Genomic DNA, 14,563 nt, shown 5'->3' on the forward strand with positions numbered 1-14,563 from the left:
TCTACACCGTCGTGTTTATAGCAGGGGAGCGAGGTATGCGCTCCAGGTCCTTAACGACTCGAGGCTGCGCAGTTGGTCGTTGCGCACTTCGATCAGCACCGAATCCAGGCCGCGGCCGTCGCCATGTACCGGAACCGTCATGTCGCTCAAGGGGCTGACCTTGTAGGGCTGGTTGCCGGCGACCCGCAGCGAGTGCCGGGCCAGCCCTTCGACGATGTGCTGGGCATATTCCCTGGCTTCGCCAAACAGGACGCCGGCCTCGAGTGCGCGCGGCTGGCCGTAGAACACCGGGGTGAAACTATGGATGCCCACTACCCGCACGACCCGGTTGTCAGCCAGGCGGCGGTCGATCAGGGTTCGCAGTTGGTCATGAAAAGGGTGGAACAGGCACTGCTGGCGGTATTCGCGCGTGGCGTCGTCCAGCGAGTGGTTGCCGGGGATCTGGTAGATCTCGCTTTGCGCCGGGATGCTGTCGGGGACGTGCAATGGGCGGTTCAGGTCGATCAACAGTCGCGAGTAGTTGGCCGACAGCAGGGTCGCGCCAAGGGTTTCGGACAGTCGCTCGGCCAAGGCCAGGGCACCGATGTCCCAGGCGATATGTTCCTGGGCCGCCGTCTCATCCAGCCCCAGGTCATTGAGCGCGCCTGGGATGAATCGGCTGGCATGTTCACAGACCAGCAGCAGCGGATGGTCCGACTCTTCCCGCAGCAATCTGAAAGCAGGCTTGGTGTACAGACCTGATTCGGCGCATTCAATGGGTTCGCGCATAGTGCTCACAAGGCTCGGCAGATGGCGACGCCTGGGTCAAGGCCGGCTCCCGGGCCTTCAAGGCTGGACAGGCTTCAACCAGCGGGCTGGACAACGCTTCGAACAATGCCCGACTGCGCAGGGCATCTATGGCCTGGCTTTCCGATGGCGGCAAAACCAGGCATGGATCGCTGGTCTGGTCTCTGGAGAGAGGCATCCGTGCTCCTTGCCTGGATGGGTGTTGGGTTTTTTTCATCATTTCGAAAATAGTATTTGGGTAGCGGGTGCTACGTGTCCAGAGGTTTTTACGTTCCGTTTAAAAAGTCTGAACTTATGTGTAAGCCTTGTAGGGCAAGGCTTTGGTTGAGGTGCCTTTGTATGTCAGGTAATGCTTCTGCCGGTGTCGGACATAACGCCTTTTTGTCCAACGTTATTGGAGTTCATATAAGGTGCTGTACAACAAAGTGCGCCATTGCCCTGTCACTGATCCCCTCCAACCGCCCGAGAATTCCCCGTGCAAGCGACCCGCCTGACCTTGATGTGCCACGCCCGCACCGCCGCTCAGAAAAGCGCTCGCTTGGGCCTGGACGAACCGCTGGATGCCGGTTGGCTGGCGAAGCGCCCCGAGATCGGTCGCCAATACCACCATGTCCGGCATCTGCTCTGCGGGCCGGAACTGAGGACGCGCCAGACGGCGGCCTTGTTGGGTGACTCACCCGTGGTGACCCCGGCATTGGCCGATTGTGATTTCGGACGGTGGCGGGGGGCGTCGATCGACGAGTTGCTCGCGACCGAACCGCAGCACCTCCAGGCGTGGCGCGATGATCCGGACGCCGCGCCCCACGGCGGTGAATCCGTCAGTCAATTGTGTCGGCGCGTCGGTGACTGGCTGGCGTCCCTGGAAAAGACCCCGGGTCGTTGGTTGGCCGTTACCCATCCGTTCGTGATCCGCGCCGCCATGATGAACGTGCTGGGCTGCCAACCGGCCATGTTCAACCGGATCGATATCGAACCCCTTGGCGTCGTTGACCTGCGATTCAACGGGGTTTGGCGCTTGCGAGCCTTGGAGTCACGACCATGAAAAAACTCTTGGTGATCGGCATCGGTGCAGGTGATCCGGACCATTTGACGATGCAGGCGGTGAAGGCCTTGAACCAGGTGGATGTGTTTTTCCTGATGGACAAGGGGCCTGCCAAGGACGGGTTGCTGGACTTGCGCCGCGAGATCTGTCGACGCTATATCGCCGACCATTCCTACCGTTTCGTCGAAGCCAGCAGTCCTGAGCGCGAGCGCGGCGATTCGGACTACGCGGGCACTGTCACGGAGCTGAATCGGGCGAAGCAGGCCATTTTCGAAGGGCTGATCGATGAGCAGTTATCGGACGGACAATGCGGCGGTTTCCTGGTGTGGGGCGACCCGTCGTTGTACGACAGCACCTTGCGTATCCTCCAGGCGATCCTTGATTCGGGACGCTGCGCTTTCGAGTTCGAAGTGATCCCTGGCATCACCAGCGTCCAGGCCCTCGCGGCGCGACATAAAGTGTCATTGAATACCATTGGCGGTTCGCTGGAGATCACCACTGGCCGGCGGTTGGCGGCGGGGCAGGTCGGCGACGCGGAGAGCGTGGTGGTGATGCTCGATGCGCAGGACGCGTATCGTCAGGTACGCGATCCGGACCTGCACATCTATTGGGGCGCCTATGTAGGGACGGCGGACGAAATCCTGGTCGCCGGCCGGCTGGGGGACGTGGCCGATGACATCGAACGCACTCGCCAGGCGGCGCGGCAGGCCAATGGCTGGATCATGGACACGTACTTGTTGCGCAGACGCTGAGCGTCGCGAGCAAACCTGGGCGAAGCTCATGCTGGGTTCATCCCCGCCCAAACCGCTCTCGGTAGACCGACGGCGCAACCCCCACCACGCTACGAAATGCCACGCGGAAACTTTCCACCGAGCGGTAGCCGCAGAGTTGGGCAATGATGTCGGTGTTGTCGCTCGTGCTCTCCAGCAGTTCCCGCGCCCGAGCCAGGCGTTCATGTTGCAGCCAGGCCTTGGGTGAAAGGCCAGAGGCCTGGGTGAAGCGGCGCAGGAAGGTTCGTTCGCTCATGGCGGCGTGGCTTGCCAGCTCGCGCACACCCAGCGGCTGGTGGAGACGCTCCCGGGCCCATTGCATGACGCCGGACAAGTCGCTGCGCGGTGTGCGACTGACCGGCGACGGAATGAATTGCGCCTGGCCGCCGGTGCGTTGCGTCGGCATGACCAGCCGGCGTGCCACGGTGTTGGCGACCTGGGCTCCGAAATCCCGCGCAACCAGGTGCAGGCACGCATCGATGCCTGCCGCGCTGCCAGCCGACGTGATCACTTGGCCTGAATCGACATAAAGAACGTCGGGATCCACATCGATGGCGGGGTAGCGCTCGGCGAGCTCGTCGGTGTAGCGCCAATGAGTCGTGGCGCCCAGGCCGTCGAGCAACCCCGTGGCGGCAAGCACGAACGCTCCTGAACAGATCGACAACAAACGGGCGCCGCGTTCATGGGCTCGCCGCAGGGCCTGGAGCAGGGCATCGGAGGGCGGACCGCTGCGAATGCGCCAGCCCGGCACGACAATCGTACGAGCGCTGTCGAGCAGTTCCATGCCGCCATCGGCCAGCACCTGGAAGCCGCCCATGGCGCGCATCGGGCCTTCGTCGACGGCGACGATGCGGTGCTCATACCACGGGAAATCGAACTCGGGCCGTGCCAGTCCGAATATCTCGACGGCGACGCCGAACTCGAACGTGCACAGGCCGTCGTAGGCAAGGATCGCGACGAGGCCGGGTGTAGGATGCATTTGGCGGAAAATTCCCACAGAGTGTCGTATCCGCCACTGTAGCGGTAAGCGCCAGGTCGATAAAGTCTCTTCGAGCCCTTTTGTTCCAGGAGTAAAAATCATGACCAGCCCCGTTAGCGAAGTGCCTGCCGCCTCATCCGACCTGGCCTTGCAACACTTCAGCCGGCGCCTGATGTTCGAAACCGACTGTTCCGATGTCCATGCCAGCCAGGAAACGGGCGATGTCGATTTTGTACTGGTGGATGTACGCGGTCCGCTGGCCTACGAGCGCGGGCATGTGCCGGGGGCGATCAATCTTCCAACCCGCACGCTCACGGCGCACGCACTGGCTGCCTATCCCGAGACGACTCTGTTCGTGGTCTATTGCGCCGGGCCACACTGCAACGGCGCCAACAAGGCTGCGGTCCGCCTGGCGACCCTCGGGTATCCGGTCAAGGAAATGATTGGCGGCGTCATGGGCTGGCTCGACGAGGGCTTTCGCCTGACCGGTTCCGTAGAGCGCGTGGCGGAGAAGATCGTCAGCTGCGATTGCTGAAATTTTCCGGCGGCTTGTTCACGTTGTGGCGAGGCAGCTTGCTCCCGCTGGGCTGCGTAGCAGTCCTGAGCGGTGCAGAACCTCGCCACCAGCGTTTGCCTCTGTCAGGCTTTTCGTAAATTCATGATCCTCAGCCAAGCCTGGGTATTTCTATAACTATTTGTCGCCTCTACGTAATTCCCCTCCCGAGTGCCCCTCTAGACTCCCGCCCACTTCGGTTTCCCAGACCGAACGCTGTTTCCGAATCTGCCAATAACGATCAAAAAAACCTGCGCACTCAGGAGCAAAAATGAAGAAGCTTGTCATGTTCGGTGCCCTGGCACTGTCCGTATTATCCTTCTCAGCCGTGGCCGAAGACGCCAAGCCGATCCGTCTCGGGATCGAGGCCGGGTATCCACCTTTTTCGATGAAAACCTCTGACGGCAAGCTGGCCGGCTTCGATGTGGATATCGGCGACGCGCTGTGCGAGCAGATGAAGGTCAAGTGTGTCTGGGTCGAGCAGGAGTTCGACGGCCTGATCCCGGCGCTGAAGGTCAAGAAAATCGACGCGGTCCTGTCGTCCATGACGATCACGGACGACCGCAAGAAAAACGTCGACTTCACCATCAAGTACTACCACACCCCGGCGCGTTTCGTGATGAAGCAAGGCACCGACGTCAAGGACCCGCTGACCGAGCTCAAGGGCAAGAAAGTCGGTGTGCTGCGCGCCAGTACCCATGACCGCTTCGCGACCGAAGTGCTGGTGCCGGCGGGGATCAACCTGGTGCGCTACACCTCCCAGCAGGAGGCCAACCTGGACATGGTTGCCGGTCGCCTCGACGCGATGCTGGCTGACTCGGTCAACCTTGACGAAGGTTTCCTGAAAACCGACGCCGGCAAAGGTTTTGCCTTCGTCGGGCCTACCTATGAAGACGCCAAGTACTTCGGCGGCGGCGCCGGCATTGCGGTGCGCAAGGGTGACAAAGAGCTTGCCGAGAAATTCAACGCTGCCATCGCTGAAATCCGCGCCAATGGCACCTACAAGAAAGTGCAGGACAAATACTTCGCCTTTGACGTCTACGGGCATTAATAGCTGAAGCCCACAGGTGGCCCGCCGCTGACCCGGCCGGCCACCTTTTTCATGGGCGATTGTTTTACCCTGAGCCTGTCGAGAAACTGATATCTGGAGTGCCTATGCAACGCATCGACCATATCCTGCCATGGAGTCACCTGGGCACGGAGCGTTCGCTCAGCGTGTTTCGTTACGGCCACGGGCCGCGCAAGGCGTACATCCAGGCGAGCCTGCATGCCGACGAGTTGCCGGGCATGCGCACGGCATGGGAGCTGAAACAGCGACTGAACGATCTTGAAGCCCGTGGTCTGCTCAAAGGCGTGATCGAGCTCGTGCCGGTGGCCAATCCCATCGGCCTGGATCAGCATCTGCAAAGCGCCCATATGGGGCGTTTCGAGCTGGGCAGCGGCAAGAATTTCAACCGTTCCTTCGTCGAACTCAGCGCCCCGGTGGCGCAACGCATCGGTGACCGTCTCGGGGATGACCCGGCCGCCAACATCACCCTGATTCGCCAGACAATGGTCGAGGTGCTGGAAGATCTGCCGCCGCCACCTTCCCAGCTTGAAGCCCTGCACCGGCTATTGCTTCGCCACGCCTGCGACGCCGATGTCACTCTGGATCTGCACTGTGATTTCGAGGCCGCGATCCACTTGTATGCCTTGCCCCAGCAATGGCCGCAGTGGCGCTCATTGGCCGCGCGGTTGAAGGCCGGGGTGGCGTTGCTGTGTGAAGATTCGGGCGGCAGTTCGTTCGATGAGTCCTGTTCGACACCCTGGTTGCGCCTGGCTAGGATTTTTCCGCAAGCGGCGATTCCGCCGGCCAACCTGGCGACGACGCTCGAACTGGGCAGCATGGGCGACACCCGGGTGGAGCAGGCCCAGGCCAATTGCGAAGCCATCCTGGGATTTCTCGCGGAACAGGGCCTCATCGCCGGTGACTGGCCGGCCGCGCCGCAAGAATGCTGCGAGGGCTTGCCGTTCGAAGGCACGCAATACCTGTTCGCGCCGCACCATGGCGTGGTGAGTTTCCTGCGGGAGGCCGGGGAGTGGGTGGAGCGCGGCGATCCGCTGTTCGAGGTGGTCGATCCGTTGAATGACCGGGTCAGCGTTGTGCCAGCGGGCACCAGCGGCGTACTGTTCGCCCTGGATCGTGGGCGCTACACCCAGCCAGGTATCTGGCAGGCGAAAGTCGCCGGGCGCGAGCCTATTCGGGCGGGGAAATTGATCAACGACTGATAAGTGCTGTCTACCTCACCGCACGGTCGTTGTCGTGCGGCTATCCAATGATGGAGGAAGACTGATGCTCAAAGCGTTCGCCCTGTTTCTGCTGCTGGTATCGGCCGGCGTGCAGGCCCAACCGTCGCTGCAAACGGATTTGCCCCTCAATTACCTGGCCCGCGCCGACGAGCAGGCCCGAAACCGGCCGCTCGTGATTTTCCTGCACGGTTCGGGCAGCAACGAAACGGATCTGCTCAGGCTCGCCGATGAACTGCCCAGGCACTACAACTACCTCTCGGTGCGCGCGCCCAAGTCCATGGAACCGGGCCACTACCAATGGTTCGCCAAAAAGGGCGAGGGCGCGTATGACGGTGACACTTCAGACTTGAAGGCCAGTGGCCAGATGCTTATGGAATTCATCGAAAAGGCGCGGGCCAAGTACCCGACCGATGCGGGCAACGTCTACCTGGTGGGCTTCAGCCAGGGCGCGATGATGAGCTACGAAATCGCCTTGCGACACCCGGAAGCCGTCGGGGGCATCGCTGCGATGGGTGGGCGAATCCTGCCGGTGCTGCGGGCCGAACTGACGCCCGACGAGGCACGAAGGGCGCTAGCCGTGTTCATCGGCCACGGCACCGCGGATCCGATCATTCCCTTCCATGACGGCACCGACGCCGACACCTTCCTAAAGACCCTGGCCCTGGAGCCGGAATTCCATGCCTATCCGGGCCTTGGCCATGAGATCAATGCGCAGGAAGTGAAGGATCTGCGGGCCTGGCTTGAGCGACTCAACCCCTGATAGGCACACCAGCCCCCAAAAGGAGATTGTGCTGCGCTTGGGTTTTGAGTCATCCACAAATCCAGTGTGGGAGCGAGCCTGCTCGCGATGGCGGTGTTTCAGTTGCTGAGGATGCTGAATGTACCGCCGTCATCGCGAGCAGGCTCGCTCCCACAGGGGGGGTGTGCTGCGCTTGGGTTGTGAGTCATCCACAAATCCAGTGTGGGAGCGAGCCTGCTCGCGATGGCGGTGTTTCAGTTGATGGGGATGCCGAATGTACCGCCGTCATCGCGAGCAGGCTCGCTCCCACAGGTCAGGCATGCTGCGCCAGTGTTCTCACTTCCCGCTGGCGATCTGCTTGACCAGCGCCTCATGGCCGGCCTGGTCGCTGGCCCTGGAAATGATCTGCACCACGGCCATACGCGTGCCGGAGGCGCCGATCAGCGTGGTGTCCAACGTCGGCCCGCCACCCTGCGTGGCCTTGGTGTCGAGCTGACGCAGGCCCAGACCGGTGGTTTTCTGGATCAGGCTTTGTTCGCCAAGAATTTTGGCATCCGGCAGAGCCTTGGTTTTCTGGACGGCAAAATCGGCAAAGGTGCTGTCCAGGAAGGCCGCGTCGTTGTCCTTCACATTCGCCCCGTCGACCAAGGTGTTTTCAGCCGTGATCACCACTGTCTTGCTCGTGGCATTGCTGTACATCATACCGGTCGCCCCGGCTGTCCCCTGGGCCACTTCGCCCGCGGATAACGGCGTTGCCGTGTAGCCCTTGGGCAGGGTGAAGCTGAACTTGCCGCCCAGCATCGAAATCTTCTGGACCGGTGCCTGGGCCACGGTCTTGGGCTGGGCCGCCATGGCAGGCCATGCGGCCAGGCTGGCGACCGCCGTCAGCAGCACGGCGGCGGCTCGTTTACTCAGCAATGACATTAAAACGCTCCACGCAGGCTCGATCTAAAGCTGGATCATCCCATGGGCCTGGCCTTGACTCCAGCGCCCGACCGTCAAGGACGATCCCAGTAGGGCACCTCGCCGAAACATTCAAGGAAAAAGTCGATCACCGTACGCACCTTCACCGACAGGCGTCGGCTGCCGGGCCAGAGGATAGCGATTTGCTGGGGTTCGAGGCTGTTGGACGCTTCGTAGTCGCTCAGCACCGGCACCAGCGTTCCGCTGCGCACGGCTTCGCCGATGAGCCACGACGGGAACATCACCAGGCCCAGCCCTTGCACGGCGGCCTGGGTCAGGGTGTCGGCGTGGTTGCCGGTGATCGGGCCCCTGACACTGTATGGCGTCCAGGTTTGACCGGGACGTCGGAAGAACCAGCGCTGCTGGCCCGCCACGCCTTTATAGACCAGGCACTCATGGGCAGCCAGGTCCTGGGGCTTGCGTGGCGTGCCATGACGGGCGAGGTAGTCGGGGCTTGCGGCAATCTGGAAGCGGTGCGGCGCGACGATCCGCGCCTGCATGCTGGAATCGTGCAGCGGCCCGATGCGAAAGAGCAGGTCGGCGCCTTGCTGCAGCGGGTCCACATAATTGTCGGTCTGCTGGATGTCCAACTGCAGCTTGGGGTAGCGCTCGCACAACTGGCCCAGCCACGGCGTCAGGTGTCGCTGGCCGAACACCACGGGAGCGTTGATCCGTATCAGCCCGGCCGGCTCGCTGTACTGCTCCTGCAAGGCTTGTTCGGCTTCCTCCAGTTGCACCAGCAACAACCGTGCGTGGTGACCGAGCAGGCGGCCGGCTTCGGTGGGCGAAACGGCGCGCGTGTGGCGATAGAGCAGTTGCTGGTTCAGCGCTTGCTCCATCAATTGGATCTGGCGGGAAATCGAAGAGGGCGCCAGCCCCTCGCGCCGCGCCACTTCCGAAAAGCTGCCGTGATCGAGCACCGCGACAAACAGTCGGAGTGCCTTGAAACCCAGTTCATCGAGACCTTGCATGGGAAATCCGCTGTGCGTACTGCGCAAAAGTGTTGTTGGAATGCTCACATTTATCGCATAGGAGCGCCAGTTGATAATGCCCGTCGTTTCTTTCCAAGACAGGTACATTCGATGCAACCGACATCACAAGACGCGGCCGCGCCGATAGCGGCTGCGGCGCCACCCCGGCCATTTTTGCGCTGGCTATTGTTGCCCCTGGTCATCCTGGCGGGCATGGGATTGTCGGTGGAGGCCGGTCTGCTGGGACCGTTGGGCATCCAGGTCGGCCATCTATGGGCGACGTTGAGCATCTTTGGCGTGGGCGCCGCGCTGTTGTTCCTGCTGCTGTTGCTCAGCGGCCCCCAGCGAGGCCCATCACTGGACACGCTGCCGCGCTGGCAATTGATCGGCGGCTTTCTGGGACCCATCTATGTGGTGGTCCTGACCCTCGCCACCCCTCACATCGGTATTGCGATGACCATGATCGCGATCCTCTCCGGCCAAGTGGGCAAAAGCGTGCTGATCGACCATTTCGGTTGGTTCGGCGCGAGTCGCAAGCGGGTCAATCGCGAGCGTTGGCTGGCGTTGGCGTTGATTGTGGTGGCCCTTGTCCTGATAGCCCGAGGTTGATATGAGCATCATTGTGTTATTGCTGGTGGTCGTCGCCGCCGGCGCGGTACTGAGCGTTCAGGCCGCGATCAACGGACGCCTGGGCGAGACGGTTGGCGTGCTGCGCAGCAGCCTGCTGACCTTTGTGGTGGGCACGGTGGTCACGGGGCTGTTGATCGTGTTTTTCGAGCCGGCCCACGCCATGAGCCTGTTGGAGGTGCCCAAGTGGCAGCTCAGCGGTGCGTTGTTTGGCGTGGTGTACATGATAGTGATGGTCGGCGCGGTGCCACGAGTCGGCACGGCCGTTGCCACCGTGGCGGTCATTGTCGGGCAACTGGGCATGGGCATGCTGATCGATAACTTCGGCTGGCTGGGCAATCCGGCTATCGAATTGTCCAGCAGCCGCTTGCTGGCCATGGCCTGCCTGGCTTTGGCGCTGGTGTTCATGTACCGCAGCAGTACACCGCGCGCCTGAGCGCTTCAGTCCGGTTCGACGTCCAGCTGCAAGCTGTCGTCGGCCAGGCGCTCGGAACGCCGGACGATACCGCTGATGCGTCGGCCTTCGGCGCTGAACACCACGATCTGGGCCTTTGCCAGGTCTTCGGGCAGCGGCGGACGTACATGCAAGGCAAACCACGGCGGCTCGCCGTCGTCCAGACGCTTGACGTCGAACTGGCAGTCGACGCTTTTGGTCTCGCGGCCGAACAGCGTGTCGAGACCGTAATCAAGATGAGTCGTCGCGGGTGGGGTTGGGTCCATCGGCTATCTCCTTGGAAGGCTCGGCTATTGTTCAAGTGAGTCCCGCGACGCCGGAAAAATTCCGTCGGATACGCGGCGATTGATCGCGACGGGCGGTGGGCGGCGGACGTTGCTGGTAGAATTGCCGACCTTGACTTACGAGAGGTATGCCCATGAGCGAGCCGATTCGCCTGACCCAGTACAGCCACGGTGCCGGTTGCGGCTGCAAGATTTCGCCCCAGGTGCTGGAAGTGATCCTGGCCGGCAGCGGTGCGCAGAACCTTGACCCCAAGCTCTGGGTCGGCAATGCCTCCCGGGACGATGCAGCGGTGTATGCCATCGACGAGGAGCGCGGGGTGGTCTCGACCACCGATTTCTTCATGCCTATCGTCGACGATCCTTTCGATTTCGGACGCATCGCCGCGACCAATGCCATCAGTGATATCTACGCCATGGGCGGCGATCCGCTGATGGCGATTGCAATCCTCGGCTGGCCCGTCAACGTACTGGCCCCGGAGATTGCCCGGGAGGTCATTCGTGGTGGCCGCTCGGTGTGCGACGAGGCGGGCATTCCCTTGGCGGGCGGCCATTCGATCGATGCGCCGGAGCCAATGTTTGGCCTCGCGGTGACGGGGCTCCTGCACAAGCGCCACATGAAGCGCAACGACACCGCCGTCGCGGGTTGCCGCTTGTACCTGACCAAACCCCTGGGCATCGGCATCCTCACGACCGCGGAAAAGAAAGGCAAGCTGCGCGCCGCCGACGTGGGCCTGGCCCGGGATTGGATGTGCACCCTCAACAAGCCCGGCAGCCATTTCGGCAAGCTCGACGGCGTGGCCGCAATGACCGATGTCACCGGTTTCGGCTTGCTCGGACACTTGGTGGAGATGGCCGATGGCAGCCAGCTCACCGCACGCATCCGCTACGACGCCGTGCCGCGCTTGCCGGGCGTCGAGTACTACCTGGACCTGGGCTGCGTGCCAGGCGGCACACTGCGCAACTATGACAGCTACGCCAGCAGGGTCGGTCGGGTCCAGGAGTTGCACAAGCGCGTGCTGTGCGACCCGCAGACCAGCGGCGGCTTGCTGGTTGCCGTCACGCCCGAAGGCGAAAGCGAATTCCTGCAGGTTGCCGTCGAGCTGGGCCTTTCGCTGGAGCCGATCGGTGAATTGGTCGAGCGACAGAGCCACGCGGTCGAGGTGTTCTGATGCCCCGCGACATCACCGATTACCGCGATATCTTCCTCAACGACCGTCCGATGATGGACACCCGAGCGCCCGTCGAATTCCTCAAGGGCGCGTTTCCCGGCGTGGTCAACCTGCCCCTGATGACCGACATCGAGCGGCAACGCGTTGGCACTTGCTATAAACAACAGGGCCAGCAAGCTGCCATCGTCCTCGGGCATCAATTGGTTAGCGGTGACACCAAGGCCCAGCGCATCCAGGCCTGGTCCGACTTCGCCCGTTCCCATCCCGAAGGAGTGCTTTATTGCTTTCGTGGTGGCTTGCGCTCGCAGATTGTCCAGCAGTGGCTCAAGGAAGAAGCCGGCATCGACTACCCCCGTGTCGGCGGTGGCTACAAGGCCATGCGTACCTTTCTGCTCGAAACCGTCGATCAAGCGGCTGCCCAGTGCGACCTGGTCTTGTTGGGCGGCATGACCGGCACGGGCAAGACCGAAGTGCTGACGCAACTGCCCAACGCACTGGACCTGGAAGGCTATGCGAATCATCGCGGTTCCAGCTTTGGCAAGCGCGCCACCGGGCAGCCGTCCAACATCGATTTCGAAAACCTGCTGGCGGTGGATGTGCTGAAGAAGCGCGCCGCCGGGCTCGAGCAATTCGTGCTGGAAGACGAAAGTCGCATGGTGGGCAGCTGCGCCGTGCCGCTGCCGTTGTACCAGCGTATGCAGCAGGTGCCGATGGTCTGGCTAGAAGACAGCCTGGAGCGACGGGTCGAGCGCATCCTGAGCGATTATGTGACCAACCTTTGTGCCGAATTCATCGACGTGCATGGCGACGAAGGTTTCTCACTGTTTTCCGAACGGCTGCTGTCGAGCCTCGATAACATCCATAGGCGGCTGGGGGGCGACCGTCATCGCCGGTTGATGGACATCATGGAGGCGGCCCTGGCCGAGCAGGCCAGTACGGGAGCCGTCGATTTGCATCGCGGCTGGATCGAAGGCTTGCTGCGCGAATATTACGACCCGATGTACGTATTCCAGCGAGAAAAGAAGGGCGGGCGCATCGAGTTCGCCGGGGAGCAGGCGGCGGTATTGCAATACCTGCGTGAGCGCGCGGCTCGGGGCGGGTAGGACGCCATCTGGCATTCAACACCGTGCCCCTGTAGGAGCGAGCCTGCTCGCGAAGAGGCCGTTTAATGCACCACATCAGTGACTGAGAAACCGCTTTCGCGAACAGGCTCGCTCCCACATCGGATGTCCAGTCAATAGAAGTAGCCTGCCGCTTACGTCGGGCACGTCTCCTGCCCGTTATCCAGCCCTTGCTTGTAATTCTGGCTGGTGAGGCTGGCCTTGCCGTTGTGCCAGGTCAGGGTCAGTACATACAGCGAATCGAAATCGCTCGACGCCCAATCGTCGGTAATCTCTTGCCGTTTGCCCACCGCTTCACCAGCGACCTTATTGATCAGCTCCGGCAGGTAACCATGGGACCAGGCGGTGTAGATGGTGGAGTTGTGGTATTTGTCGTCCAGCAGTTCGTTTGCCAGGTCGCTGGTGTCGTTGGCTGAGTATTCGATATTGACCGGCAAGCCCAGCTTGATGGCACTGGGGCTGATGGTCATCAATGGGCGGATGTAACTATAGGAATTGTCCAACTCACCCTCTTCGACGTTTCGGGTAGGGTTGGCGGCGAATACATAGTCAGCTTTGCCGAATTTTTCCGGCAGCAGGGTAGCCAGGTCGATGGCGCGGTTGAGGCCTTGGCAGTTGAGCTGGCCGAGGCCTCCGGCGGGTTTCTCGGCGTGGCGCAAGAACACCAGGGTCTGGACACCGTCGGCTGGCTGCGCGCGGCTGACGCTGGATTCCAGCGACAGCACCAGTCCACAGGCCACAAGCAGCGTCGGCAGCACCAGCCACGAACGGCGTTTGAGGTAACGGGTGAATCTCTGTGGGTTCATCATGGGATAGACGTCTTCGATGCTCTCGATTCAGGCTGACAAACCCCGGCACCGCGAGGCCCTGGGCCCGGGTGTTTTCCTTGTCGTAAAGCCGCTTCGATTTCTCGGGGCCTCTCTCTGAGTCCCTTCTCGCCCTTTGGTTCGATCCTGGCCGATGCGCTGTTTTTAGCGGCATGCCGTCAGGAGATGAAGCGAATGTTAGCGACAGCATGTTGCGGATTTAAGAATGGGCGACGGCCCAAAGCTGGATCAGCTGATTTATGCTTCAGCTTTCTGGCTGACTCTGGAACCCATTTCATGCCCAACCTGACCCCTTTTCCCATCACCCAAAAATGGCCCGCCCAGTACCCGGACTGGATCCAGCTCTACTCCCTGCCGACCCCCAACGGCGTAAAAGTCTCGATCATGCTCGAAGAGATTGGCCTGCCGTACGAGCCCCATAAAGTCGATTTCGGCAGTAATGACCAATTGTCGCCCGAGTTTCTGTCGCTGAACCCCAACAACAAGATTCCAGCCATTCTCGATCCCCACGGGCCCGGGGACCAACCGCTGGCGTTGTTCGAATCGGGGGCGATCCTGATCTACCTGGCGGACAAGAGCGGCCAATTGCTCGCACAGGAATCGGCGGCGCGCTACGAGACGATCCAGTGGCTGATGTTCCAGATGGGCGGGATCGGGCCGATGTTCGGGCAACTGGGATTCTTCAACAAGTTCGCCGGCAAGGACTACGAGGACAAGCGACCGCGCGACCGTTATGTCGAGGAGAGCAGGCGCCTGCTCAAGGTGCTCGATGGCCGTTTGCAGGGGCGGGACTGGATCATGGGCGAGCGCTACACCATTGCCGACATCGCGACGTTTCCGTGGGTGCGCAATCTGCTGGGATTCTACGAGGCGGGTGACCTGGTGGGCATCCAGAACTTCCCCAACGTGACTCGGGTGTTGGAGCGTTTCCTGGCGCGGCCGGCGGTGACTCGCGGGTTGAAGATCCCGGAATGATTGGCACCAGGGCT

General features: G+C 61.8%; 18 protein-coding genes. 11 read left to right on the forward strand and 7 right to left on the reverse strand.

Features of this window, described 5'->3' with window-relative positions:
- Positions 1 to 15 precede the first annotated feature (15 nt).
- Positions 16 to 768, reverse strand: a complete 753-nt coding sequence (locus J3P92_RS10040; protein ID WP_434610710.1) for an N-formylglutamate amidohydrolase — start codon at positions 766 to 768, stop codon at positions 16 to 18.
- Complete coding sequence (locus tag J3P92_RS10045) at positions 752 to 964, reverse strand: hypothetical protein (protein ID WP_434650600.1); 213 nt, start codon at positions 962 to 964, stop codon at positions 752 to 754. The genes J3P92_RS10040 and J3P92_RS10045 overlap by 17 nt, the downstream gene beginning before the upstream one ends.
- Before the next feature lie 297 nt (positions 965 to 1,261).
- Between J3P92_RS10045 and J3P92_RS10050 the strand changes: the two genes are divergently transcribed.
- Both J3P92_RS10050 and cobF read left to right on the forward strand, forming a co-directional pair.
- Positions 1,262 to 1,828, forward strand: a complete 567-nt coding sequence (locus J3P92_RS10050) for a histidine phosphatase family protein (protein ID WP_420764587.1) — start codon at positions 1,262 to 1,264, stop codon at positions 1,826 to 1,828.
- Positions 1,825 to 2,580 carry a precorrin-6A synthase (deacetylating) gene (gene cobF / locus J3P92_RS10055; RefSeq protein WP_434563393.1) on the forward strand — a complete coding sequence of 252 codons (756 nt, stop codon included), beginning with the start codon at positions 1,825 to 1,827 and terminating at the stop codon, positions 2,578 to 2,580. The genes J3P92_RS10050 and cobF overlap by 4 nt, the downstream gene beginning before the upstream one ends.
- Positions 2,581 to 2,617: 37 nt before the next feature.
- On the opposite strand, the gene ftrA is transcribed toward cobF, so the two are convergent.
- Positions 2,618 to 3,577: a transcriptional regulator FtrA gene (gene ftrA, locus J3P92_RS10060; RefSeq protein WP_434650602.1), complete on the reverse strand. Its 960-nt coding sequence runs from the start codon at positions 3,575 to 3,577 to the stop codon at positions 2,618 to 2,620.
- Positions 3,578 to 3,677: 100 nt separating this feature from the next.
- On the opposite strand from ftrA, the gene J3P92_RS10065 reads away from it, so the two are divergent.
- From J3P92_RS10065 to J3P92_RS10080, 4 genes are all read left to right on the forward strand, one after another.
- Entirely contained in the window at positions 3,678 to 4,112 is a 435-nt protein-coding gene (locus tag J3P92_RS10065; RefSeq protein ID WP_420764584.1) for a rhodanese-like domain-containing protein, read from the forward strand.
- Between the two features lie 289 nt (positions 4,113 to 4,401).
- Positions 4,402 to 5,181, forward strand: coding sequence for an ABC transporter substrate-binding protein (locus J3P92_RS10070; RefSeq protein WP_434650604.1), 780 nt, complete (start codon positions 4,402 to 4,404; stop codon positions 5,179 to 5,181).
- A 104-nt stretch (positions 5,182 to 5,285) separates the two neighbouring features.
- A complete protein-coding gene (locus J3P92_RS10075; RefSeq protein WP_420764582.1) occupies positions 5,286 to 6,398 on the forward strand; it encodes a succinylglutamate desuccinylase/aspartoacylase family protein in 1,113 nt (370 codons plus the stop codon).
- A 64-nt stretch (positions 6,399 to 6,462) separates the two neighbouring features.
- Positions 6,463 to 7,179 (forward strand): alpha/beta hydrolase, encoded by a 717-nt coding sequence (locus tag J3P92_RS10080; protein ID WP_434610722.1) that lies wholly within the window; start codon positions 6,463 to 6,465, stop codon positions 7,177 to 7,179.
- Between the two features lie 315 nt (positions 7,180 to 7,494).
- On the opposite strand, the gene J3P92_RS10085 is transcribed toward J3P92_RS10080, so the two are convergent.
- Positions 7,495 to 8,082, reverse strand: coding sequence for a hypothetical protein (locus J3P92_RS10085; protein WP_434610725.1), 588 nt, complete (start codon positions 8,080 to 8,082; stop codon positions 7,495 to 7,497).
- Positions 8,083 to 8,156: 74 nt separating this feature from the next.
- A complete protein-coding gene (locus J3P92_RS10090) occupies positions 8,157 to 9,092 on the reverse strand; it encodes a LysR family transcriptional regulator (RefSeq protein WP_434650606.1) in 936 nt (311 codons plus the stop codon).
- Between the two features lie 111 nt (positions 9,093 to 9,203).
- On the opposite strand from J3P92_RS10090, the gene J3P92_RS10095 reads away from it, so the two are divergent.
- Positions 9,204 to 9,701 (forward strand): DMT family transporter, encoded by a 498-nt coding sequence (locus J3P92_RS10095; protein ID WP_420764578.1) that lies wholly within the window; start codon positions 9,204 to 9,206, stop codon positions 9,699 to 9,701.
- A 1-nt stretch (position 9,702) separates the two neighbouring features.
- Positions 9,703 to 10,155, forward strand: coding sequence for a DMT family transporter (locus J3P92_RS10100; protein ID WP_420764577.1), 453 nt, complete (start codon positions 9,703 to 9,705; stop codon positions 10,153 to 10,155).
- A 5-nt stretch (positions 10,156 to 10,160) separates the two neighbouring features.
- Here the strand turns inward: J3P92_RS10100 and J3P92_RS10105 are convergent, their stop codons facing one another.
- Positions 10,161 to 10,439: a hypothetical protein gene (locus J3P92_RS10105; RefSeq protein ID WP_420764576.1), complete on the reverse strand. Its 279-nt coding sequence runs from the start codon at positions 10,437 to 10,439 to the stop codon at positions 10,161 to 10,163.
- A gap of 152 nt (positions 10,440 to 10,591) precedes the next feature.
- Here J3P92_RS10105 and selD point away from each other — a divergent pair, with 152 nt between their 5' ends.
- Positions 10,592 to 11,626 carry a selenide, water dikinase SelD gene (gene selD / locus J3P92_RS10110; RefSeq protein WP_434563405.1) on the forward strand — a complete coding sequence of 345 codons (1,035 nt, stop codon included), beginning with the start codon at positions 10,592 to 10,594 and terminating at the stop codon, positions 11,624 to 11,626.
- Complete coding sequence (mnmH, locus tag J3P92_RS10115; RefSeq protein ID WP_434650608.1) at positions 11,626 to 12,729, forward strand: tRNA 2-selenouridine(34) synthase MnmH; 1,104 nt, start codon at positions 11,626 to 11,628, stop codon at positions 12,727 to 12,729. The genes selD and mnmH overlap by 1 nt, the downstream gene beginning before the upstream one ends.
- Before the next feature lie 152 nt (positions 12,730 to 12,881).
- On the opposite strand, the gene J3P92_RS10120 is transcribed toward mnmH, so the two are convergent.
- A complete protein-coding gene (locus J3P92_RS10120) occupies positions 12,882 to 13,556 on the reverse strand; it encodes a histidine phosphatase family protein (RefSeq protein ID WP_434563409.1) in 675 nt (224 codons plus the stop codon).
- A gap of 294 nt (positions 13,557 to 13,850) precedes the next feature.
- On the opposite strand from J3P92_RS10120, the gene J3P92_RS10125 reads away from it, so the two are divergent.
- Complete coding sequence (locus J3P92_RS10125; RefSeq protein WP_434650610.1) at positions 13,851 to 14,549, forward strand: glutathione S-transferase family protein; 699 nt, start codon at positions 13,851 to 13,853, stop codon at positions 14,547 to 14,549.
- Positions 14,550 to 14,563: the final 14 nt, after the last annotated feature.

Source organism: Pseudomonas sp. D3-27, assembly GCF_051132165.1.
Classification (GTDB): Bacteria; Pseudomonadota; Gammaproteobacteria; order Pseudomonadales; family Pseudomonadaceae; genus Aquipseudomonas.